The 21,084-nt window shown below is 45.6% G+C and carries 16 protein-coding genes, 2 tRNA genes and 1 pseudogene; 13 read left to right on the top strand and 6 right to left on the bottom strand.

Annotated features, from left to right (window positions below):
• Window positions 1-100: 100 nt before the first annotated feature.
• Complete coding sequence (tfpB, locus tag LP107_RS09495) at window positions 101-1,867, bottom strand: type IV pilus assembly ATPase TfpB (RefSeq protein ID WP_078274314.1); 1,767 nt, start codon at window positions 1,865-1,867, stop codon at window positions 101-103.
• 203 nt (window positions 1,868-2,070) lie between these two features.
• A complete protein-coding gene (locus LP107_RS09490; protein WP_078274313.1) occupies window positions 2,071-2,298 on the bottom strand; it encodes a hypothetical protein in 228 nt (75 codons plus the stop codon).
• A 278-nt stretch (window positions 2,299-2,576) separates the two neighbouring features.
• Here LP107_RS09490 and alaS point away from each other — a divergent pair, with 278 nt between their 5' ends.
• From alaS to rpmG, 8 genes and pseudogenes are all read left to right on the top strand, one after another.
• Window positions 2,577-5,240 carry an alanine--tRNA ligase gene (gene alaS, locus LP107_RS09485; RefSeq protein ID WP_264676173.1) on the top strand — a complete coding sequence of 888 codons (2,664 nt, stop codon included), beginning with the start codon at window positions 2,577-2,579 and terminating at the stop codon, window positions 5,238-5,240.
• A gap of 162 nt (window positions 5,241-5,402) precedes the next feature.
• Window positions 5,403-5,654, top strand: coding sequence for a hypothetical protein (locus tag LP107_RS09480; RefSeq protein WP_264676174.1), 252 nt, complete (start codon window positions 5,403-5,405; stop codon window positions 5,652-5,654).
• A 219-nt stretch (window positions 5,655-5,873) separates the two neighbouring features.
• Window positions 5,874-6,092: a hypothetical protein gene (locus tag LP107_RS09475; RefSeq protein WP_115369570.1), complete on the top strand. Its 219-nt coding sequence runs from the start codon at window positions 5,874-5,876 to the stop codon at window positions 6,090-6,092.
• A 35-nt stretch (window positions 6,093-6,127) separates the two neighbouring features.
• Window positions 6,128-7,414, top strand: a complete 1,287-nt coding sequence (locus tag LP107_RS09470; protein WP_115369571.1) for an aspartate kinase — start codon at window positions 6,128-6,130, stop codon at window positions 7,412-7,414.
• A gap of 155 nt (window positions 7,415-7,569) precedes the next feature.
• Window positions 7,570-7,737 (top strand): annotated as a pseudogene (csrA, locus tag LP107_RS09465) (carbon storage regulator CsrA); the annotation flags it as partial.
• Window positions 7,738-7,828: 91 nt separating this feature from the next.
• Window positions 7,829-8,173, top strand: coding sequence for a HopJ type III effector protein (locus tag LP107_RS09460; protein WP_264676175.1), 345 nt, complete (start codon window positions 7,829-7,831; stop codon window positions 8,171-8,173).
• Window positions 8,174-8,423: 250 nt separating this feature from the next.
• Window positions 8,424-8,660: a 50S ribosomal protein L28 gene (rpmB, locus tag LP107_RS09455; protein WP_029102716.1), complete on the top strand. Its 237-nt coding sequence runs from the start codon at window positions 8,424-8,426 to the stop codon at window positions 8,658-8,660.
• Between the two features lie 20 nt (window positions 8,661-8,680).
• A complete protein-coding gene (rpmG, locus tag LP107_RS09450) occupies window positions 8,681-8,836 on the top strand; it encodes a 50S ribosomal protein L33 (RefSeq protein ID WP_003659281.1) in 156 nt (51 codons plus the stop codon).
• A gap of 594 nt (window positions 8,837-9,430) precedes the next feature.
• Here rpmG and LP107_RS09445 read toward each other — a convergent pair.
• Together LP107_RS09445 and LP107_RS09440 are read right to left on the bottom strand one after the other, a co-directional pair.
• Window positions 9,431-9,517: transfer RNA gene (locus LP107_RS09445), tRNA-Leu, on the bottom strand.
• A 28-nt stretch (window positions 9,518-9,545) separates the two neighbouring features.
• A tRNA-Cys gene (locus tag LP107_RS09440) sits at window positions 9,546-9,619 on the bottom strand.
• Between the two features lie 408 nt (window positions 9,620-10,027).
• Between LP107_RS09440 and LP107_RS09435 the strand changes: the two genes are divergently transcribed.
• The 3 genes from LP107_RS09435 to LP107_RS09425 all read left to right on the top strand — a co-directional run bounded on the left by LP107_RS09435 (window position 10,028) and on the right by LP107_RS09425 (window position 16,461).
• The gene (locus tag LP107_RS09435) at window positions 10,028-11,494 is read left to right on the top strand and encodes an efflux RND transporter periplasmic adaptor subunit (RefSeq protein ID WP_078274307.1); all 1,467 of its coding nucleotides are present in this window, start codon (window positions 10,028-10,030) and stop codon (window positions 11,492-11,494) included.
• Between the two features lie 9 nt (window positions 11,495-11,503).
• Window positions 11,504-14,650 (top strand): efflux RND transporter permease subunit, encoded by a 3,147-nt coding sequence (locus LP107_RS09430; RefSeq protein WP_264676176.1) that lies wholly within the window; start codon window positions 11,504-11,506, stop codon window positions 14,648-14,650.
• 89 nt (window positions 14,651-14,739) lie between these two features.
• Window positions 14,740-16,461: an efflux transporter outer membrane subunit gene (locus LP107_RS09425; protein WP_264676177.1), complete on the top strand. Its 1,722-nt coding sequence runs from the start codon at window positions 14,740-14,742 to the stop codon at window positions 16,459-16,461.
• Between the two features lie 191 nt (window positions 16,462-16,652).
• Here the strand turns inward: LP107_RS09425 and LP107_RS09420 are convergent, their stop codons facing one another.
• Window positions 16,653-17,621 carry a hypothetical protein gene (locus tag LP107_RS09420; protein ID WP_112742052.1) on the bottom strand — a complete coding sequence of 323 codons (969 nt, stop codon included), beginning with the start codon at window positions 17,619-17,621 and terminating at the stop codon, window positions 16,653-16,655.
• 172 nt (window positions 17,622-17,793) lie between these two features.
• On the opposite strand from LP107_RS09420, the gene LP107_RS09415 reads away from it, so the two are divergent.
• Entirely contained in the window at window positions 17,794-19,032 is a 1,239-nt protein-coding gene (locus tag LP107_RS09415; protein WP_078274303.1) for a lipoprotein-releasing ABC transporter permease subunit, read from the top strand.
• Window positions 19,033-19,041: 9 nt separating this feature from the next.
• A complete protein-coding gene (gene lolD, locus LP107_RS09410; protein ID WP_078274302.1) occupies window positions 19,042-19,722 on the top strand; it encodes a lipoprotein-releasing ABC transporter ATP-binding protein LolD in 681 nt (226 codons plus the stop codon).
• 83 nt (window positions 19,723-19,805) lie between these two features.
• Here lolD and LP107_RS09405 read toward each other — a convergent pair whose 3' ends face one another.
• On the bottom strand, window positions 19,806-21,014 hold the full coding sequence (locus tag LP107_RS09405) for an alpha-hydroxy acid oxidase (RefSeq protein WP_029102711.1): 1,209 nt from the start codon (window positions 21,012-21,014) through the stop codon (window positions 19,806-19,808).
• Between the last annotated feature and the right edge of the window lie 70 nt (window positions 21,015-21,084).

Below are 21,084 nucleotides of genomic sequence, written 5' to 3'. Positions count from 1 at the left end.
CTTAATAACCCCAAAGTTTAAAACTTTGGGGTTTGTTTTAGTTTTGGGTCTGAAAGTTTTTTAGACTGGATTATTGGGAGATGTTTTTGGTCGAGCTTTGCTAATTCAACGGAACAACCCGAAGCACTTCTTCAAGCGTGGTAACGCCCTCTGCCACACGTTTTGCTCCTTCTATGCGTAACGGTAACACCCCTTCACTATACGCCTGTTTTTTTAGGTCGTCAAGGCTTGCATCTTTGGCAACCAATTTTTTAAGCTCATTGGACAACGGCAAAATCTCATACAGCCCGATTCTCCCTTTATAGCCTGTGTTTCGGCACTCATCACAGCCCACAGGCATGTAGATTTTGGACGGAACAGGAGCGTTCCACGGAGTGACAAGCCCGCGCCATTCGTCCGCTAGGGGCGAGTTTTCGCTCACGTCTTGGGCGGATTTGCAGTGAGGGCAAAGCGTTCTGACAAGCCTTTGAGCCATAATGCCCAAAATGGTTGCCGATGTCAAAAACGGCTGAACGCCCAAATCATGTAGCCGTGTCAAAGAGCTTGGAGCGTCATTGGTGTGCAAGGTGGATAACACCAAATGCCCCGTCAGACTTGCCTGCACCGCCATGTCTGCCGTCTCGCCGTCTCGGATTTCGCCCACCATGATGATGTCAGGGTCTTGTCGCATGAGCGAGCGAATGCCGTCTGCAAAGTGCAAATCAATCGCTGAGTTAATCTGCATCTGATTAAAAGACGGCTCAATCATCTCAATGGGGTCTTCAATAGTACAGACATTCACTTTTTCGGTGGCAAGTTGTTTGAGTGTGCTATAAAGCGTCGTGGTTTTGCCTGAACCTGTGGGACCTGTTACCAGAATAATGCCGTTGGGGTGGGCGGTGAGAGCGTGCCACGTTTCTAGTTGTTTGCCCGTCAAGCCAAGCTGGGCAAAGGTGCGTACCAGCACTTCGGGGTCAAACACACGCATCACGAGCTTTTCGCCAAATGCGGTGGGCAAGGTGGACAGACGAAGTTCGGTTTCTAGCCCTTTTGGCGTGCGTGTCTTTAAACGTCCATCTTGGGGCTTTCGTTTCTCAGCAACGTTTAATCGTCCCAAAATCTTGATACGAGCGGTAACAGCCGTCAAAATCGCAGCAGGCATCTCATAGACGGTATGCAGTACCCCGTCAATTCTAAATCGCACCTTGCCTGTCTCACGGCGTGGCTCCAAGTGAATGTCGGAAGCTCGCTGTTCAAAGGCGTATTGCAAAAGCCAATCTACGACTTTGACGATGTGTTGGTCATTGGCATCAGGATTGCTGTTATCGCCAAGTTGAAGCAGGGCTTCTACATTGGTAATGTCCGCACTTGCCTTTTTTTGGGCGATGTCCGCCCCTTGTATGGCACGGGTGACCTGATAGAACTCGGCACGGTAGCGATTGAGCTGTTCAGGTGACAGATAAACGACCTTGATGGTTTTGGGGCGGACGATGTGGCTGATGTTGGCATGCCAATCATGATAAAAAGGTTGGTCAGTGCCGATGATGACTTCTGTATCGGTCACGGCAATGGGCAGAATGTACTGATTTTTGGCGTACTCAAAGGACATGATACCCGTCACACCCGGCACATCCACTTTTAGGGGGTCAATTCGCACCACGTCCACGCCAGCTTTGCCCGCCAACCATAGATTGAGCTTATCTACAGTTAGGGGCTGATGGTCTAATAAGCTCGTGAGATTAAAACGGGCGATGTTTTGGACGGGGTGTAGGGCAGGGTCGTTGCGACTGGTGATGACAAGATTGTATGATTTTTGGTCAATGCGACCTTCTTTTAATAACTCATCCAAACACCAACGCAAATCGACGATTAGGGACAACTCAGTCATGACAGCTCTATTTGTGATAAATAAATACTATTGTAACATGAATTGATGGGTGTATTTCAATTTTGTTTGGTCGTACGTTTGGTCGTACGCTGTGTAAAAATGCCATGATGGGGCGTGCTATCATGGCATATCTGTGTTTCGGCTGTGGCTTGGCTCTCTGGCTGGTATTGTGATGTTGGGCTAGATAAGCTGTGCCAAAAGCGTTACTGCGTTTTTTGCTGATTGGGGGTGGGACTGGCAGAGTTTGTCATGGCAGAAATGCGTTTGGTGACGACAAGGGCGATGGGAATGCTTACCACAAGCCCTGCGACCACGACTCCAAGCACCGTTTGCATATTGGTCATGTCATTGACAAACACCATAATCATCAAGACGCCAATGAGTACAGTAGAAGCAATCGAAAAAATGGCACTAAATAGTGGAATGTTCATGGTAAATCCCCTAGCATTTTTGTGGATAAAATCTATATGCTATTTATACACCTTTTTTACATGAATGTTAAGCATTTTTATCAAAAATTCCATAATTTTTATAAGGATTTTATATTAATTCCAAAAAGTTATTAATTTAGTCAGTCTTTCAACTAAATTTTGTGAAAAATTGGTTAAAATCACTGTTAATTATGGCGGTTTGTGATAAAATTAACTGTTTATTTATCAAATTCGCCCCATGATTTTTAAAAATCACAGGCAAGCTACGAGATACGACCATGACAACCGCTCACTTAACCAAAACCATGCAACTGACCGAAGTACGTCAAGCCTTTATTGATTTTTTTAAAAGCAAAAACCACACGCCTGTGGCATCATCAAGTCTCATTCCACACAACGACCCCACGCTATTATTTACCAACGCTGGCATGAACCAATTTAAAGGTACCTTTTTGGGTCTAGAAAAACGGGACTATCAGCGTGCCGTGTCATCACAAAAATGCGTGCGTGCAGGGGGCAAACACAACGACCTTGATAATGTCGGCTACACCGCCCGTCATCACACCTTTTTTGAAATGCTCGGTAATTTTAGCTTTGGCGATTATTTTAAAAAGGACGCCATTGCCTTTGCGTGGGAATTTTTGACTGATGACAACTGGCTTGCCTTACCCAAAGACCGCCTTTATGTAACCGTCTATCACACCGATGATGAAGCCTTTGACATTTGGCATAAGGACATCGGGCTTGCCCCTGAGCGGATTATTCGTATTGGCGATAAAGGTGGGCTTTATCAGTCGGATAACTTTTGGGCGATGGGCGATACAGGACCTTGCGGGCCTTGCTCCGAGATTTTTTATGATTATGGCAAGCATATGGAAGGCGGACTGCCCGGTACGCCTGACGAAGATGGTGACCGCTATGTGGAGATTTGGAACTGCGTATTTATGCAGTTTAACCGCCAAAAAGACGGCACGCTAGAACCCCTACCCAAGCCGTCTGTGGATACAGGCATGGGCTTAGAGCGTATCAGCTCGATCATGCAGGGTAAATGTGGCAACTATGAGACGGATTTGTTTGTTAATCTCATGAATGCGACCGCCCAAGTGATTGGCGTGGAGAGCACCTATGAGTCGTCTTTTAAGGTCATTGCCGACCATATCCGTGCCGTGTCGTTTCTCATCGCTGACGGTGTCCGCCCAAGTAACGAAGGGCGTGGCTATGTCCTACGCCGTATCATTCGCCGTGCGGTACGTCATGGCAATAAACTGGGAGCGGACGGGGCGTTCTTTTATAAACTTGTCCCTGCTCTTATCAAGGAAATGGGCGAAGCCTATCCGCAATTGATTGAAAAACAAGACGAAATCGGAGCGGTGATTTTAAAAGAAGAAGAACAATTTGCCAAAACATTGGCACAGGGCTTACGTCTGTTATCGGGCGAATTAGAAAGTCTAAACACAGGCGATACCTTGACAGGGGAGACGGTGTTTAAGCTATATGATACCTATGGTTTCCCAACCGACCTAACTGCCGACATCGCTCGTGAGCGTGGCGTGGGCATTGACGAAGACGGCTTTAATGTGGCTATGGAAGCCCAACGTACCCGTGCCAGAGAAGCGGGCAAATTTGACGTGGACTACACAAGTGCCATTAAAGTAGAAACTCCAACCGAATTTGTCGGTTATGACCTGCTAGACAACCAAAGCCAAATCATAGGCGTGTACCAAGACGGCAAGGCGGTAGAGTGTTTGGGCGAAGGCGATGAAGGTGTGATTGTGCTGTCTGCCACGCCATTTTATGCCGAAGGTGGCGGTCAAGTGGGCGAGACAGGTGAGATTAGCACGTCCACAGGGGTGTTTTTTGTCGAAGACACCAAAAAATCTGGCACGGCAATTATCCATTATGGCACGGTAAAAATGGGCGAGATCACCCTAAATCAGTCCGCCAACGCCCAAGTGATTGCCGACGTGCGTAAAGCTTCTGCCAAAAACCACTCCGCCACGCACCTGCTCCACGCAAGCCTACGTGCGGTGCTAGGCACAGGCGTTGCCCAAAAAGGCTCGCTGGTATCGGCAGACGTGCTGCGTTTTGACTTCTCTTATGATAAACCAATCAGTCATGATGAGCTTACCACCATTGAGCGCATGGTAAACGAGCAAATCCAAAAAAATACCCCTGTGCAGATTGAGTACCTACCCATTGATGAAGCCATTGGCAAAGGGGCAATGGCTCTGTTTGGCGAAAAATATGGCGAAACCGTGCGTGTTCTTACCATGGGGACAAATGCCGATAACTCTACGTTCTCCATTGAGCTGTGCGGTGGTATCCACGTGGCTCAAACAGGCGATATCGGTCTGTTTAAAATCGTCTCTGAGAGTGGTATCGCCTCGGGCGTTCGTCGTATTGAAGCCTTGACAGGCATGGGAGCGGTGCGTTATGTGCAGACGGGTGAAATGATTTTGGGTAATTTGGCAACGAATTTTAAGGCAAAACGTGGTGAGATTGAAACTCGTGTCGGTAGCCTTGCCGAGCGTAACCGTGAGCTTGAAAAACAGCTAGAACGCACCGAGCAAAAACTGGCAAGCCTACAAGCAGTATCGCTACTACAAAAAGCGGTCAAAGTGGGCGAGACAAATCTACTCATCGCCAAAGTGGTAGGCGTGGACGGCAAAGCCATTCGTGGGCTGATGGATACCCTAAAATCTCGCCTTGACGGGGTGATTGTACTGGTGGGCGAGAGTGATGATTTGGCACTGTCGGCAAGCGTGGCGAAGGGCTTGACTGATAAGGTTAAGGCGGGCGACATTATCCGTCATTTGGCGGGTGAATTGGGTGGTAAAGGTGGCGGTAAACCTGACTATGCCCAAGGTGGAGCAAGTAAGGTTGATGGGCTTGATAAGGTGCTTTCGGAGTTGCAAGGCGAGTTGGCGAGTAAATTGGCGTAAGTAATTTGGGAATGTGTAGGGGTGAATTACAATTCTCCCGTACAATTTTGTACTACAATCCCAATTTGTAAGGTGCGTAATACGCACCGAGTTTATGCTGATTGCACAAATTGGTGCGTGGTACGCACCTTACGCCAAAAACTTTTTAATTAGAAAATTGCAATGGTTATTAAAATCGTACGCTATACCACTTGTTTGATATTTTTTTTGTTAATGCTTGGTAGCATTGATGAAAGTACTGTTTGGACATCAATCAGTTTTTTGACTGGCATAGCAATGACGATTGATGAAAAAACCATTTGCCAAAAATTTAAAGTTAAAAATTATTGGATTTTTTATGCAGTGTGGATTTTTGTGGCGGTGATGACAATGGTAGTGGCGTTTTATTTTGAATTACAGGGGCATAATTTGTAATGGCATATTATCAAGAATATAAATACGATTTTCAAACAAAGAAAATTGGTGCAATTCTTATTATGGTGAGTATTTCTTTATGGATTGGCAATATTAATTTATATGCAAGCTCATCAACTTTTATGAATAATTCTGCAATCTTTTTTGCTATTATACCGGTATTATTTACAATTCTTGGAATATATGCTTTAATTTTTTTTAAAACCAACATCTATCACATTGACAGATGATAAAATTTCCCTTTATGAGAAGCCTTTTTCTAAAACTGAAACAATCATTTATTATCAAGAAATTACCAAATTAAAAGAGAAACAAATTAACAAAAATCAATGTTTGTTGATTTTTGTTAATCACAAAAAATACACGCTCATTCGTGAATTTTTTGAAAGTATTGATGAATTTAATGAAGTGGTAGAATTTATTCGCACAAAAGTTTAATTTTCCAAAGCCATTCTGATTTACAAGGAAAAATTATGGCACTAATCGTCCAAAAATACGGTGGTACTTCCATGGGGAATACCACCCGTATCAAAAATGTCGCCCAGCGTGTCAAACGCTGGCACGACCACGGTCATCAAGTGGTGGTGGTGGTTTCGGCAATGAGCGGCGAGACCAACCGACTCATCGGTTTGGCTCGTGAAATTTCAAACGACCCAGACCCTCGTGAATACGACCAAATGGTCGCCACAGGCGAGCAGGTATCTATTGCCCTACTTGCCATGGCACTAAAAGATTTGGGCGTGGACGCCAAATCCATGACAGGTCGTCAAGTCGCCATTAAGACCGACACCACGCACACCAAAGCACGCATTGAGCATATTGACGCTGACAACCTAAAACAAGAACTCGCTGACGGTAAAGTGTTGATTGTGGCAGGCTTTCAGGGCGTGAACGAACACAACGACTTGACCACGCTTGGACGAGGTGGCTCGGACACCACAGGTGTTGCCATCGCTGCGGCGTTAAAGGCGGACGAATGCCAAATTTACACTGATGTGGACGGCGTGTACACCACCGACCCCCGAGTGACTTCTAAGGCGAAAAAACTTGACAAAATCACTTTTGAAGAAATGCTAGAAATGGCAAGTCTTGGCTCAAAAGTGCTGCAAATCCGCTCGGTAGAATTTGCAGGCAAATATAAAGTACCTGTACGGGTACTGTCTAGCTTTGATGAAGGCGATGACGGGGCTTTTGATGATGAATTTAAACAAACTGTTGGTACACTGATTACCGCTGATGAAGGAGATACTATGGAAAAAGCGTTAATTTCGGGCATTGCCTTTAACCGTGATGAAGCCAAAATCGTTGTGCTGGGTGTGCCAGACCGCCCTGGTATTGCCTCTGCCATTTTAAGTCCGATTGGCAAAGCCAACATCGAAGTGGACATGATTATCCAAAATATGTCCGAAAATGGCGTAACCGATTTTAGCTTTACCGTACCTCGTGGCGACTTTGACAAAGCCATGAAAATCCTGAACGAACAAGTCAAAGACGACATCGGAGCCATCGAAGTAGTAGGAGCGAGCGATGTGGTTAAAGTCTCTATCGTGGGCGTGGGTATGCGTTCGCACGCAGGCGTGGCAAGCAAAATGTTTGAAACATTAGCGTCCCAAAACATCAACCTACAAATGATTTCAACCTCCGAAATCAAAGTCTCTGTACTTATCAAAGAAGAGCATTTGGAAAAAGCGGTCAAATCACTACACACCGCCTTTGGGCTTGACCGTGAAGACGGTGAGAGTAAGGTTGCAGGGCTGTAATTAGCAATTATGTAACAATTTGGTTTATTAATCATAATCATTACGTAAAAATTGCCAAAAAAAAGCTGACAAGTTACCCAAGAAGTTTTATAATAACAACTTGGGTAATTTTTATTTTTTGCTTTTTAGCATTGTTTTTATAGCAAGGAGCTATTATGTTAATCCTAACTCGCCGTGTTGGTGAAACCCTAATGATTGGTGATGAAGTCAGCGTTACTGTGCTGGGTGTCAAAGGCAACCAAGTCCGCCTTGGTGTTAATGCCCCTAAAGACATCGCTGTTCATCGTGAAGAGATTTATCAGCGTATCCAACACGAACGCTCTATGCAAATGCACATGAGCCACCTAGAACAAGGCAACTTTGCCCCACCATCATTTGATGACGACGATTATTTTAATCGCTAATGGATGTATGATGAATCACACTGACATTTCACGGCTATTAAATGGTATTGAGCAGGGCAGTTTGACGTTCAAAGACGTGCTTGCCTTTATTGATGCCAATTATACTTATACGCCTGTCGCCTTTCATAATGGCGAAGCGGTCAATCCTGCTGGCACGAACGAAGGCTCTGCCAAGGTGTTTAGCCTTGCCAAACTGCACGGTCTAAATCAGCTTGACACCCTAAAACTATTTGCCGAGCATTATCAGGCGGTGCTAGACACGCCAGAGGGCACCGACCACGCCAATATTCGTAACTTTTTGCATTATGGCTGGCAAGGGTTTGGTATGCCTGTGAGTGCTTTGACCGCTCGTTAATTTTGTAAATTTGATAAAATAAGCCCGATTTTAAAATTTTACTTGAAATATGAGTGAAATTGGTGTAAAATTTGGGCTTTGATTTTTCTGTCACTTTCTATTTATTGTCGCCTTTAACAATAAAGATGAAATGACATCACTAACAAGTTTGAATAATCCGCTTAGTCCATACCTAATTTGTGGCGATTGTTTAAACGGCACAACCGATACCGCTCAATATCCGTGCCACATCGTAATATAGGAGTTCATCATGTCTCGTGTATGCCAAGTTACTGGAAAACGCCCACTAGTGGGTAATAACGTATCTCACGCTAACAACAAAACCCGTCGTCGTTTTTTGCCAAACCTACACAACCATCGTTTTTGGGTAGAATCTGAAAACCGTTTTGTGCGTCTTCGTGTATCTTCAAAAGGTATGCGTATCATTGACAAGCACGGCATTGACAAAGTGCTTGCCGATTTGCGTGCCCAAGGTCAAAAGATTTAATTTAGCAAAAGGATAATACCATGAGAGATAAAATCAAACTCGTTTCTACGGCTGGCACTGGTTATTTTTATACCACCACCAAAAACAAACGCACCATGCCTGGCAAAATGGAAATCAAAAAATTTGACCCAAAAATTCGCCAGCACGTTCTATTTAAAGAAGCAAAAATCAAATAATTTTGCCCTTTAATTTAGAAAATCGCTTAAAACCAAATTCGGTATTCGGATTTGGTTTTTTGTTTGCTGATAAAATAGCATTATTCCAAGATTTTGCCCCTAGCAAACTTGATATATGCCACGGATTTGTAGGAATGTGCTGAGCACGCCCTTTGATGACATTACTGCACCTACATCCAAATATCATTGTGTTTATAGGGCGTTCCTAACCTTTATAACACAATTTAAAATATAGAAATGTTTTAGAAATAAAACAATGTTTTTCCTTGAAAAACGGGCGATTTTCCTCATTTTTCATTGCAAATATAAAAGGCAGGCACGCCCTAGTAATTTTAAAGTTTATTGGGTGTATATTTTAAAATTAAGCTCTGGTTCAAAAAGTATGCTACAAAGAAAACCGTTCGTGGCGAGCTTGGGAAACCTAACGGTTTTCCTACCCGCAGGCAGGCTTAGGGCGAACGGAAAACCTAGTTCAGCATACTTTTTAGACTACTACCTAAAATTAAAAGAGTATAGATGGAGTGGGGCGGATATCATATGATTTATTTAGACAAATAAAAAATCCTTAGAAAATATTTAAGGATTTTAAATGGATGGTGCCCGGGGCCGGACTTGAACCGGCACGCTCAAAAGAGCGAGGGATTTTAAATCCCTTGTGTCTACCAATTTCACCACCCGGGCTGATTACTAAAATAAAAGTAATCAAAAATGGAGGCTGAGGTCGGAATCGAACCGGCGTACACGGAGTTGCAGTCCGCTGCATGACCACTCTGCCACCCAGCCTTGTCTTGGCCAGTCAATGACCTAAGTGGTCGCTATAATATCATGTTTTGGTAAAATTGCAAGTATTTTTTAAAAAATTTTAAAAATTTTCGTCAAAAGTTCGTAAAAAACGGTCGTATTGTTCACAACTAGCCCGAAAAATCAAGTGCTTTTTTTGGTGTTGATGTCAATAAAACTCATAATTTTTAGGATAAATTAGAGTATAATAGTCAGGTTTAGCTGTTTTTGAAAAAACAGGCATTTTTATCCAAAATGCAATGGCTTTAGCGTTTTACTTTTGTTGGTTAATTTTCATTATAATATCATAAATATGAATTTTGAAAATCTATAAAAGCGTGTAATCAAAAAAGTAAAACCCTAAAACTCTTTTTATGATTACTTTAAAATATTTATAGTAAGCAGGTATTTATGAAATTTAATTTAAAAGTATTAACATTCTCTGTGCTTGTGGCGACCATCGCCCTAGTGGGCTGTGGTAAAAACGACCAAGGGGCAGGCGGTGCAGGAGCGGGGGCAGGTGCTGCTCAGCAAATGCCCCCAGCGACCGTAGAAGTGCAGACGGTGTCGCTACGTTCAATACCCGTGGTTAAATCTTTCTCAGGGCGTGTGACAGCGGTTGAGACATCCGAGGTGCGTCCACAGGTGACGGGTATTATTGAGTCTGTTGCTTTCCATGAGGGTAGTTATGTCAAGGCAGGGCAAGAGCTGTACCGCCTAAACCGTGATAATTATATCAGTGCTGCTAACAGTAGTATCGCTGCCATTCAGACAGCGGAGGCGAGCTTGATTAGTGCCAGAGCCAGTCTTGCCGCCCAAGAGGCGACCCTTGCCCAAGCTCGGGCAGATTTGGCGCGTGTTGAGAGCTTGGTGGGTATCGATGCGGTATCAAAACAGCTGTATGACCAGCATAAGACCGCCGTGAGAACCGCACAGGCAAATGTCGAGGCTGCCAAAGCAACGGTCAATCAAGCCAATGCGTCAATCAACAGCGCCAAGGCAAACCGTGATGCCAGTCAGCTTGACATGAGCCGTACCATCATTCGAGCTCCGATTAGCGGTAAGATTGGTATTTCGGCGGTCACGGCAGGGGCATTGGTCTCCGCCAGTCAAGTCACACCACTGGCGACCATCTCACGCACTGACATGGTGTATGTGGACATCAGTCAGTCATCATCAGAGCTACTAAGACTGCGTCAGCAGATGGCAAGCGGTCAAGCCAGTGAGGGCTCAACAGAGGTACAAATCGTTCTAGAAGATGGCGAGACCTACCCGCTCATTGGACGTTTGGCACTCTCAGATGCCAGCGTGGATGAGGCGACAGGAGCGGTCAAGCTAAGAGCGGTGTTCCCGAACCCTGACGGACTGCTTATCCCAGGGATGTATGTCAATGCCAACCTGGCCCAGTCAGTGGTGCATAACGCCATGCTACTGCCCCAAACTGCCATCATTCGCACACCCAAAGGCGAAACTCAGGTCTATGTGGTCAATCAAAACAAACAAATTGAAGTGCGTAATGTCAAGACCGCAGGCACGTTCCAAGGTCAATGGGTAGTAACCGATGGTCTGACCAATGGTGATAATGTCGTTGTGGTTGGCGGTGCTAAGGTTAAGCCTGAGCAGGCGGTTGAGACACGACCCTACTCACCAAACGGTCAAAATCCCCAAGGAGTAGGTCAAGCCCCCGCCCAAGGACCTGTACAGAACCCTAACCAAGCCCCAAGCCAAGCTCCACAACAAAGCAAAACCAGTCAGCAAGGACGGCAAGAGCAACAGGCACCAACAGCTCCTACTCAAAACCGAGCACCGACAGATGATAGTGCTGAACAAGCAGAAGCCCAAGCGATGGCAGATGCTGCTGATGAAGTGGCACAATAGGGGTAAGTGATGTCAAAGTATTTTATTGAACGACCCATTTTTGCGTGGGTCATTGCTATTTTGATTATGCTTGTGGGTATTATTGCGGTACGCAGTTTGCCCATTGAGCAGTACCCGCAGATTGCCCCGCCAACGGTGTCAGTCAATGCCGTCTATCCAGGTGCTGATGCCGAAACAGTGGAAAACACCGTAACGCAGGTCATTGAACAGCAGATGAAAGGGCTTGATGGACTCATGTATATGTCATCAAGTTCATCAGCCAATGGTTCGGCGTCTATTACGCTTACCTTTGAAAATGGGGTCAATCCAGACACCGCACAGGTGCAGGTGCAAAACAAACTGCAAGCAGCGACCAGCTCTCTGCCTGCTGATGTACAACGTCAAGGCGTGTCGGTAAACAAGTCGAGCAGTAGTTTCTTGATGGTGGCGTCCTTTGTGTCAGAAGATGGCAGTATGACCCAGTCGGACATCGCCGACTACATTAACTCAAATGTGGTAGACAGTCTCAGCCGTGTCAATGGTGTGGGTTCGCTAAACGTGTTTGGCTCGCCTTATGCCATGAGGATTTGGCTAGACCCTACCAAATTATCATCTTATTCACTCATGCCATCTGACATCTCAGCAGCGATACAGTCGCAAAACGTGCAGGTGTCAGCAGGTCAGCTTGCCAATTTGCCAACCGATCTTGATCGCCAAGTGATTAATGCTACTGTAAGTGTGCAGAGCTTTTTACAAACACCTGAAGAATTTGGTAACATTTTGGTCAAAACTGACACGTCAGGGGCGAAAGTTTATCTAAGAGACGTGGCGGATATTGAGCTGGGTTCAGAGAGTTATGCAGTAAAAACCCTCTATAATGGACAAGAAGCTGCGGGTATGGGTATCATGCTCGCTTCTGGTGCCAATGCCTTAGAAGTGCGTGAAGCGGTACAACAAAGGCTTGATGAGTTATCACAAGGCTTTCCTAAGGGTTTAAAAATTGTCGTACCTTATGACATCACACCGTTTGTAAAATTATCCATCAAGCAAGTGGTGATGACGCTATTAGAGGCGATTGTGTTGGTATTCTTAGTCATGTTCTTATTCTTGCAGAACTGGCGTGCGACCATCATCCCTACACTTGCCGTGCCTGTGGTTATCCTAGGAACATTTGCGGTACTGCTGTTTTTTGGTTTTACCATTAATATCTTGACCATGTTTGCGATGGTGCTTGCCATCGGTCTGCTTGTTGATGACGCCATTGTTGTTGTGGAGAACGTCGAGCGTATCTTAGAAGAAGACCCGAATATCTCGGTCAAAGATGCAACCATTCAGTCAATGGGTGAGATTAGTAAGGTGGTTATTGGGATTGCCTTGATTTTGTCAGTGGTATTTGTACCGATGATTTTCTTTGGTGGTTCGTCTGGGGTGATTTATCGTCAGTTTGCTGCAACTCTTATCACCAGCATGTCGCTGTCGGCAGTGATTGCACTGGTGTTCACCCCTGCTTTATGTGTGACCATCCTAAAACGCCAAGCTCATAAAGACATCCATACTCAAAAAGGCTTTTTTGGTTGGTTTAACCGCTTTTTCTTTAAAGCCAGTCGCAGTTATGAGAACTTTGTTGGTAAAACCTTTAATGCCAAATGGCTCTTTGCCATCGCCTATGCAGGTGTGATTGCGGTATTGGCACTGATTTTTGTGCGTTTGCCAAGCTCATTTGTACCAGAAGAAGACCAAGGTATGCTGATGACATTGGTGCAGCTGCCAGCAGGTTCGACGCTTGACCAAACTGCTGCGGTCATGGAAAAGGTGGGTGGCTACTTTCGCGAACAAGAGGCGGATAACGTAGAGTCGGTCTTTACCATCTCAGGGTTTAGCTTTGGGGCAAGTGGTCAAAATGCGGGTTTAGCATTTGTTAAATTAAAAGATTGGAGCGGTCGTACCTCGGATGAGAGTGTAGCACAGGCGATTGCAGGACGTGCCATGGCACTTAATGTCATGATTCCAGAGGCGACACTTGTGTATCCAATTGCCCCGCCTGCGATTCAAGGTTTTGGTAATGCCAGTGGCTTTGATTTACAACTCCAAGACATCGGCGGTGTGGGTCATGCTAAGCTGTTGGAAGCTCGTAATATGCTACTTGGTATGTCTGCTCAAAACCCAACTGTGGCAGGTGTCCGCCCTAATGGTCAAGAAGATGCTCCTAAGCTCAAAGTTAACATCAACCAAGAGCAAGCAGCTGCCTATAACCTAAATATGGCAACCGTCAATGCCACGCTTGCCCAAGCCTTTGGTGGTAGCTATGTTAATGACTTTATTGACCGTGGTCGCATCAAAAAGGTCTACATGCAAGGTAATCCTAACAGCCGTGCCACGCCTGAAGACATCAGCAAATGGCATGTGCGTAATGCCGCGGGGCAGATGATTAGCTTTGGGGCATTCTCAGACAGCGAATGGCAATTTGGTAGCCCTGGCTTAAACCGCTATAATGGTCTGTCATCACTAAATGTCCAAGGTGCCGCCGCCCCTGGTAAGAGTACGGGTGACGCCATGCTTGCCATGGAAGAGATGATTGCACAACTGCCTGAGGGTATTGGTTATGAGTGGACGGGTCTGTCACTAGAAGAGCGTAAATCAGGCGGTCAAGCATTGCCACTTTATATCATCTCTATGCTGGTGGTATTCCTATGTTTGGCGGCGTTGTATGAGAGCTGGTCGATTCCATTCTCGGTCATGTTGGTGATTCCACTGGGAGTTGTCGGTGCGGTCATCTTTACCATGCTGCGTGGCTTTGCCAATGACGTGTACTTACAGGTGGGTCTATTGACGGTCATTGGTCTGTCCGCCAAAAACGCCATTTTGATTATTGAATTTGCCAAAGAAATTCAAGAGTCGGGCAAATCCTTAAAAGAGTCGGTCATGACAGCAGCTCGTATGCGACTGCGTCCGATTATCATGACATCGCTTGCTTTTGGTATTGGTGTGGTACCACTGATGATTGCCACAGGGGCAGGCTCTGGCAGTCAAAACGCTGTTGGTACGAGTGTGGTCGGTGGCGTTATCACGGCGACTTTCTTGGGCGTGTTCTTTATTCCGATGTTCTATGTGTGGGTGCGTTCGATTTTCCCATACAAATACAAAAAGACAGCGAATGCGGACGTTCATAACGCTTAAGCGTGGCAACCAATAGGAAGACATTGCCAAATTAGCCTGCATTGTGTATCATGACATGATTTGGGCTAATTTGGTTAAAGAGAGATATTATGAAAAATAACATAAAAACATCACGTGTGTTCATGCTAAGCACGCTTGCCTTGTTCATGACTGCGTGTAGTACCATTCCCCAAAAATCACAAAGTGTACTGGCTCAGCCAAAAGTGCCTGTAGAGTTGCCTTATAAAGTGCTTGATGTTAACACAACCATCAGCACGCCTGAGGCACCAAGTTTGGCAGGCATGCGTTGGCAAGATTTTTATGCCGACCCCAAATTAAAGGCCTTGATTGAAATGGGTCTGACTCACAATAAAGACTTACAATCAGCCATCTTGGCGGTGCAAAGTGCCAGGGCTCAGTATCAGATCACCAATGCCAATGCCTACCCCAATATTGGCGTATCGGGCGGGGCAATTCGTGGGGCGGATGCTCGTGATAGAAATCCTAGCACCAATTATAATGTTGGACTTGCCCTGTCAAGTTATGAGCTTGATTTGTGGGGTCGGGTTGCTAGTGCCAAAGAAGCAGCACTACATGACTATTTGGCACAAAATTCCGCCAAAGACGCCGCTCAAATTTCTATCATCTCAGCAATCGCCCAAGGCTATGTCAATCTTAGCTATGCCATGGCACAACGTCAGCTTGCCCTAGAAACGTTAAAAACCCGTGAACATTCACTGTTCATTAACAATAAGCGTTTTGAGGCGGGCATTGATGCCAAATCAACCAGTCTACAAGCCGAAGCGTCGCTAGAATCTGCCAAATTGGCAGTCTATCAGGCGGATGCCAATATCTTAAAAACAAAAAATGCCTTGCAGTTATTATTGGGAACCCCGATACCTGTGGAGCTATTGCCTGATTTAGGCGTAAATAACATCACCACGCAAAGTCTATTTAGTGCGGGTCTGCCCAGTGAGCTGTTATACTATCGTCCTGACATCGTCCAAGCTGAACATCGCCTAAAAGCAGCAGGAGCGAACATCAATGTGGCTCGTGCTGCCTATTTTCCCAGCATTAGACTGTCAAGCAACATCGGCTATGGCTCCACTGATTTGGGGGATTTATTCAAATCAGGGGCGTTTAGTTGGTCAGTGGGTCCATCTATTAGCTTGCCAATTTTTGATGCAGGATACAGACGTGCTAATTATGAAGTCGCACAAATCGGTCAAAAGCAAGCCTTGGTGAATTATGAAAAAACCATTCAAACGGCATTTAAAGAAGTCTCTGATGTGCTTGCTACCCGTGCCACCATGGAACATCAGCTAAATTCACAGTATCGCCTACAAAAAAATTATCAAGAAACCTATAACATTGCCCATGCACGTTTTCGCTCGGGGCTTGATAATTATCTTAATGTGCTAGATGCTGAGCGTTCGCTTTTTGCCAATCAGCAAAGCATTTTGAATTTGGAATTACAAAAAATTCTAAGTCAGATTGAGCTTTATCAAGTATTAGGTGGGGGAGCGACACTCTCGGCTGAGCAGATTACAAACTTTAATAAACAGCGTGAAGCTATGCAGACAGCAAGTCTTGCTACCGCTGAGCAGTTGGCAAATGCCCAAATTAAAGGCGCTAATACTGCCACCAGCCCAGAGCTTGTACAGCCTGAGCCTAATAATATCAGTGTGGTGGAACCATCCAATGTGGGTGGGGTGGCGACAGAGCCTACGACCAACGACGCACAGGCGACCAGTATGCCTGCCACCAACCCATCGGGATCAGCCATCATCAAACCTGCTGATGATAGTGAGCCTGTGCAAGTAACCCCTTGATTTTGTCATCAAAAAAGTCCGCAATCTGTGTTGGGTTGCGGACTTTTTTCATAAAGTTAAGTGATGAGCAAAAGGTGTTGTTTAAACATGGCTTTTAAAATTGTGGCTTGACATAGATAGTTATTGACATAATACGTGAAAATTATGGTCAAGATGATGGGTAGGGCTTGGCAAATACGCCATCAATATCGCTAGATGTGAGATTGCCTTTGTTGGTTCTCGGCATAGATTGCCACTTGTAGCCAGATGTTTGCTTGAATGTAGTCTTGCACTTGAATCTGACGGTTTTGCTCATTGCTGACGGCAGCGATACGCACCACAAAGGCCTCGGCATTGGGTTCACGTAAAATTGCCACATCAAAGAGCGTGATGGGTATGCCAAAAAATTCAGTACAGCTTATGCCCAGCACCTGACCTTGGCACCATGCTTCATCTTCTTGCCCGAAGGTGTCGCCAAACAGATAAATACAGCTCTCCCCAAAGTTAATCTCCACCGGAGTAAGAAGTGTGTTTTCATCGCCGTCTTTGGGTGTCCATGTTTTTATTTGCTCATCAATGTCATCAGGCACTATGCCACCATTATCCGCCACGATGTCATTAAAGGCACGATGATAGCGAATGGCTTTGGGGTTTTTGACCAGTAGCGTCTCATCTTTGTTACTTGGTTCAATGTTGTACGCCCATGCACTAAAATTAGCAAAGTAATTTTTTGGGGTTTTGTACTCGTGGCGGTTGATGGCGTAGAGCTGGTCAAAGGCGTAGATGGTCGTGCCATCGGTGGTTCGAAGGCGTAAAATGGCGTCAGCGGTACGCTCACAGCGAACCACTCGCTCAATCTGACAGTTCACGCCATAAGGACTATGCACCGCAGGGTAGGCGTTGATAAAAGCGGTGGGCTTGCCATTATCCATGGTAAGAATTTGCTTGATGTGACAAGGGGTGTCTTGTCCGAGTAAAAGGGTTTTATGATCAGTACGCCCCACGGTCAAACCAGTAGGCAGAGTGGCGGTCTCCAACATGGCTTGGAGCCAATCTGGCACGTCATCGGCAATGTTATTAGTTAAAATCGCCCAATGATCGCCATGTCCTGCATTTTTGTCGCAAGGCAAGTCTATCTTTTGGGGTGGTACTTCATGCTTGTAGTCGTAGCGAATGCTCATGGGAGTTCCGTATGAATAAATACCCCATCTTTATAAGGGAGAATTTTAAAAAATCAAGTCATCTTATCCTACTGATTTGGATAAAATTTATCATCATGAACGACAAAATCCCCAAAAGCATGCCAAAATGGTGTAAACTATGGCGTCAAATTTCAAAAGGCAATCCCCATTTATGTTTCGTCCCCTTGCTTTATTTATCGGGCTAAGATACACCCGAGCTGAACGTAAAAATGGCTTTATCTCCTTCATCTCACTCATCTCAATGATTGGGCTAACCCTTGGTGTGGCGGTGCTTATTACTGTTTTGTCGGTGATGAATGGCTTTGATAGGGAGTTAAAAACCCGCATTTTGGGCATGGTGTCACAGGCAAATGTCAGCTCTTATGAGATTATGCCTGATTGGCAAACACTTGCCAAAAAGATTGAAGAGAATGACAAAAATGTCGTGGCAACTGCTCCATTTATCGGATTGCAAGGCATGCTGACCGCTCACGGACAGGTGGCGGGTATTATGGTAACAGGCATTGAGCCTGAGTATGAAACCAAAGTGTCCATCATTGGCGAACATATGGTGCAAGGCGACATCCATGTATTAAGGGCGGGGGAGTTTGGTATTGTCTTGGGTGAGAGCATGGTGCAATCTATGGGGCTGATGATAGGCGATAAGGTAACCTTGGTAATGCCCGAAGCATCGGTATCGGTGGCGGGCGTTGTTCCTAGATTTAAGCGTTTTACCCTTGTAGGGACATTTAGCATCAGCCCTGAGATTGACAGCACTATGGCGTATGTTGCCATGCGTGATGCAGGCGTGCTACTGCGTCTGCCCGAGGGGGCTCAGGGCATTCGCCTAAAAATGAATGATATTTTTAAAGCCCCCCAAGCGGCACTAAAAGCACAGAACATCGCTCCTGAGCGTTTGATTGCTAATGACTGGACAAGCACGCACGGCAATCTGTTCTCCGCCATTCAAATGGAAAAAGCCATGGTGGGACTACTGCTTTTTTTAATCATTGTGGTGGCGGCTTTTAATATCGTGTCTAGCCTTGTAATGCTTGTGACGGATAAAAAATCTGACATTGCCATTTTAAAGACCTTTGGGGCAAGTCCTAAGCTTATCATGCAAGTCTTTATGGTGCAAGGCATGATTATTGGCGTGATTGGTACGATAGCAGGGACGATATTGGGCATAACTTTTGCTTTGACGGTGAGTGATATTTTAGGTTTTATTAATAATTTTTTTGGACTACATTTGTTTGATGCGTATTTTGTCAATTATTTGCCATCACAAGTAAAGCTAAGCGATGTACTGCTTATCACATCCGCGTCATTTTTATTGTCATTTGTCATGACCATTTATCCTGCTTTGCGTGCGTCAAAAATTCAGCCCGCCCAAACCTTGCGTTATGAATAAGGAAATTAGATGAGTATTATTTTAGAGGCAAAAAATATTAGCAAAATCTATGACGAAGGCAAAATTCAAACATCTGTACTGACAGGGCTTGATTTAACCGTTCATCAAGGCGAACGTGTTGCCATCGTTGGTAGTAGCGGTTCGGGCAAAAGTACGCTGTTGCACTTATTGGGAGGGCTTGATACACCAACTGAGGGCGAAGTATGGCTCAAAGGCGTGTGCCTAAATCATTTAAATGAGACGGCACGTGGACAGATGCGTAATGAGCATTTGGGTTTTATTTATCAATTTCATCATCTACTGGCGGAGTTTAGCGCCACCGAAAATGTTGCCATGCCCCTGCTCATGCGTGTTGATGTCAGTATTAACGAAGCAAAAGATAGGGCAAATGAACTACTAGACCGTGTCGGTCTGTCGCATCGCACCCACCACCGCCCAAGCGAGTTGTCAGGCGGTGAGCGTCAGCGTGTGGCGATTGCCCGTGCGTTGGTAACACGCCCGAGTTTGGTGTTGGCTGATGAGCCAACGGGCAACCTAGATGATGATAATGCTTTGGCGGTGTTTGAGCTACTCTCAGAGCTACAAGACACGCTTGGCATGGCACTACTCATGGTCACGCATGACAGGACATTGGCGGCACGAGCTGATAGGGTACTACACATGAAAAGTGGGACGTGGGCGCAGTTTTGATGGATGATTCAATGAACTGTATGAGCTTGCCATAGGTAAATGCATCAGTAAAAAACCACGCCCTAAGACATGGTTTTGTATTTTTACCAACGAATTGGCGTAACATGGGGGTTACTGGCTTTGAGATTCTCGTAAGTGCCTTTGACAAAGATGTCTTCATTAACGGTGCTGATGTTGGTATGACCGCAGAACGCCATCGTGATGTCGCACTCTTTGTAGATAATCTCTAAGGCACGGCGAACGCCATCTTCGCCATACGCCCCCAGGCCATATAGGAATGAGCGACCTATCATCGTGCCTTTTGCGCCTAGTGCGATGGCTTTTAGCACGTCTTGACCTGAGCGGATACCACTGTCTAGCCAGATTTCGCATTTTGAGTTTTCTGCTTGTACCGCTTGCACACAGTCGGCAAGGCTAGCGATAGAGCTTGGGGCTCCGTCTAGCTGACGACCGCCGTGGTTGGAGATGACCATGGCGTCCGCCCCTGATTTGGCAGCCAAAATGGCGTCTTCGGGCTCCATGATGCCTTTGATAATGAGTGGTCCGCCCCATAACTCTTTGATACGAGCGACATCGTCCCAATTAAGGCTCGGGTCAAACTGCTCTGCCGTCCAAGATGATAGGCTAGACAAATCGCCCACCCCTTCGGCATGACCGACAATGTTGCGAAAGGTATGGCGTTTGGTGCCAAGCATATTAAAGCACCATTCAGGTTTGGTCATCAGATTGATGATGTTGGTTAGGGTAGGCTTAGGGGGTGCAGACAGACCATTTTTGATGTCTTTGTGGCGTTGTCCTAGCACCTGTAAATCAGCTGTTAGGATAAGGGCAGAGCATTTGGCTTCTTTGGCACGGCGAATCAGATTTTCCATGAATTTTTTATCACGCATGACATACAGCTGAAACCAAAATGGCTTGGTGGTGTTCTCTGCGACATCTTCAATAGAACAAATACTCATCGTCGAGAGCGAAAAGGGAATGCCAAATTTCTCAGCAGCACGAGCCGCGTGAATCTCACCGTCTGCCCACATCATGCCTGTAAAGCCTGTCGGGGCGATTGCCACTGGCATATGCACGTCTTGCCCTATCATCTGTGTGGCAAGCGAACGACCTTCCATGTCAACGAGTACACGTTGGCGTAGCTTGATGCGGTCAAAGTCGGTTTCGTTATTGCGATAAGTGGTCTGTGTCCACGAGCCTGAGTCCACATAGTCATAGAACATGCGGGGTACTTTACGCTCGGCAATACGGCGTAGGTCTTCGATTTCGGTGATTTTACTTAAATCTGCCATAAAACAGCCTTAGTTTTTAAAGTTTTGAAAATGGGGTGTATTTTACAATAATTTATAAAAAATGACAAAA

This window comes from Moraxella bovis, assembly GCF_025985205.1.
Taxonomy (GTDB): domain Bacteria; phylum Pseudomonadota; class Gammaproteobacteria; order Pseudomonadales; family Moraxellaceae; genus Moraxella; species Moraxella bovis.
This window is presented reverse-complemented; position numbering and strand designations above follow the sequence as displayed.

What these genes read in the sequence shown, in the direction of transcription:
- tfpB (WP_078274314.1), bottom strand. Translation starts at nt 1,867, where the DNA reads ATGACTGAGTTGTCCCTAATCGTCGATTTGCGTTGGTGTTTGGATGAG.
- LP107_RS09490 (WP_078274313.1), bottom strand. Translation starts at nt 2,298, where the DNA reads ATGAACATTCCACTATTTAGTGCCATTTTTTCGATTGCTTCTACTGTA.
- alaS (WP_264676173.1), top strand. Translation starts at nt 2,577, where the DNA reads ATGACAACCGCTCACTTAACCAAAACCATGCAACTGACCGAAGTACGT.
- LP107_RS09480 (WP_264676174.1), top strand. Translation starts at nt 5,403, where the DNA reads ATGGTTATTAAAATCGTACGCTATACCACTTGTTTGATATTTTTTTTG.
- LP107_RS09470 (WP_115369571.1), top strand. Translation starts at nt 6,128, where the DNA reads ATGGCACTAATCGTCCAAAAATACGGTGGTACTTCCATGGGGAATACC.
- LP107_RS09460 (WP_264676175.1), top strand. Translation starts at nt 7,829, where the DNA reads ATGAATCACACTGACATTTCACGGCTATTAAATGGTATTGAGCAGGGC.
- rpmB (WP_029102716.1), top strand. Translation starts at nt 8,424, where the DNA reads ATGTCTCGTGTATGCCAAGTTACTGGAAAACGCCCACTAGTGGGTAAT.
- rpmG (WP_003659281.1), top strand. Translation starts at nt 8,681, where the DNA reads ATGAGAGATAAAATCAAACTCGTTTCTACGGCTGGCACTGGTTATTTT.
- LP107_RS09435 (WP_078274307.1), top strand. Translation starts at nt 10,028, where the DNA reads ATGAAATTTAATTTAAAAGTATTAACATTCTCTGTGCTTGTGGCGACC.
- LP107_RS09430 (WP_264676176.1), top strand. Translation starts at nt 11,504, where the DNA reads ATGTCAAAGTATTTTATTGAACGACCCATTTTTGCGTGGGTCATTGCT.
- LP107_RS09425 (WP_264676177.1), top strand. Translation starts at nt 14,740, where the DNA reads ATGAAAAATAACATAAAAACATCACGTGTGTTCATGCTAAGCACGCTT.
- LP107_RS09420 (WP_112742052.1), bottom strand. Translation starts at nt 17,621, where the DNA reads ATGAGCATTCGCTACGACTACAAGCATGAAGTACCACCCCAAAAGATA.
- LP107_RS09415 (WP_078274303.1), top strand. Translation starts at nt 17,794, where the DNA reads ATGTTTCGTCCCCTTGCTTTATTTATCGGGCTAAGATACACCCGAGCT.
- lolD (WP_078274302.1), top strand. Translation starts at nt 19,042, where the DNA reads ATGAGTATTATTTTAGAGGCAAAAAATATTAGCAAAATCTATGACGAA.
- LP107_RS09405 (WP_029102711.1), bottom strand. Translation starts at nt 21,014, where the DNA reads ATGGCAGATTTAAGTAAAATCACCGAAATCGAAGACCTACGCCGTATT.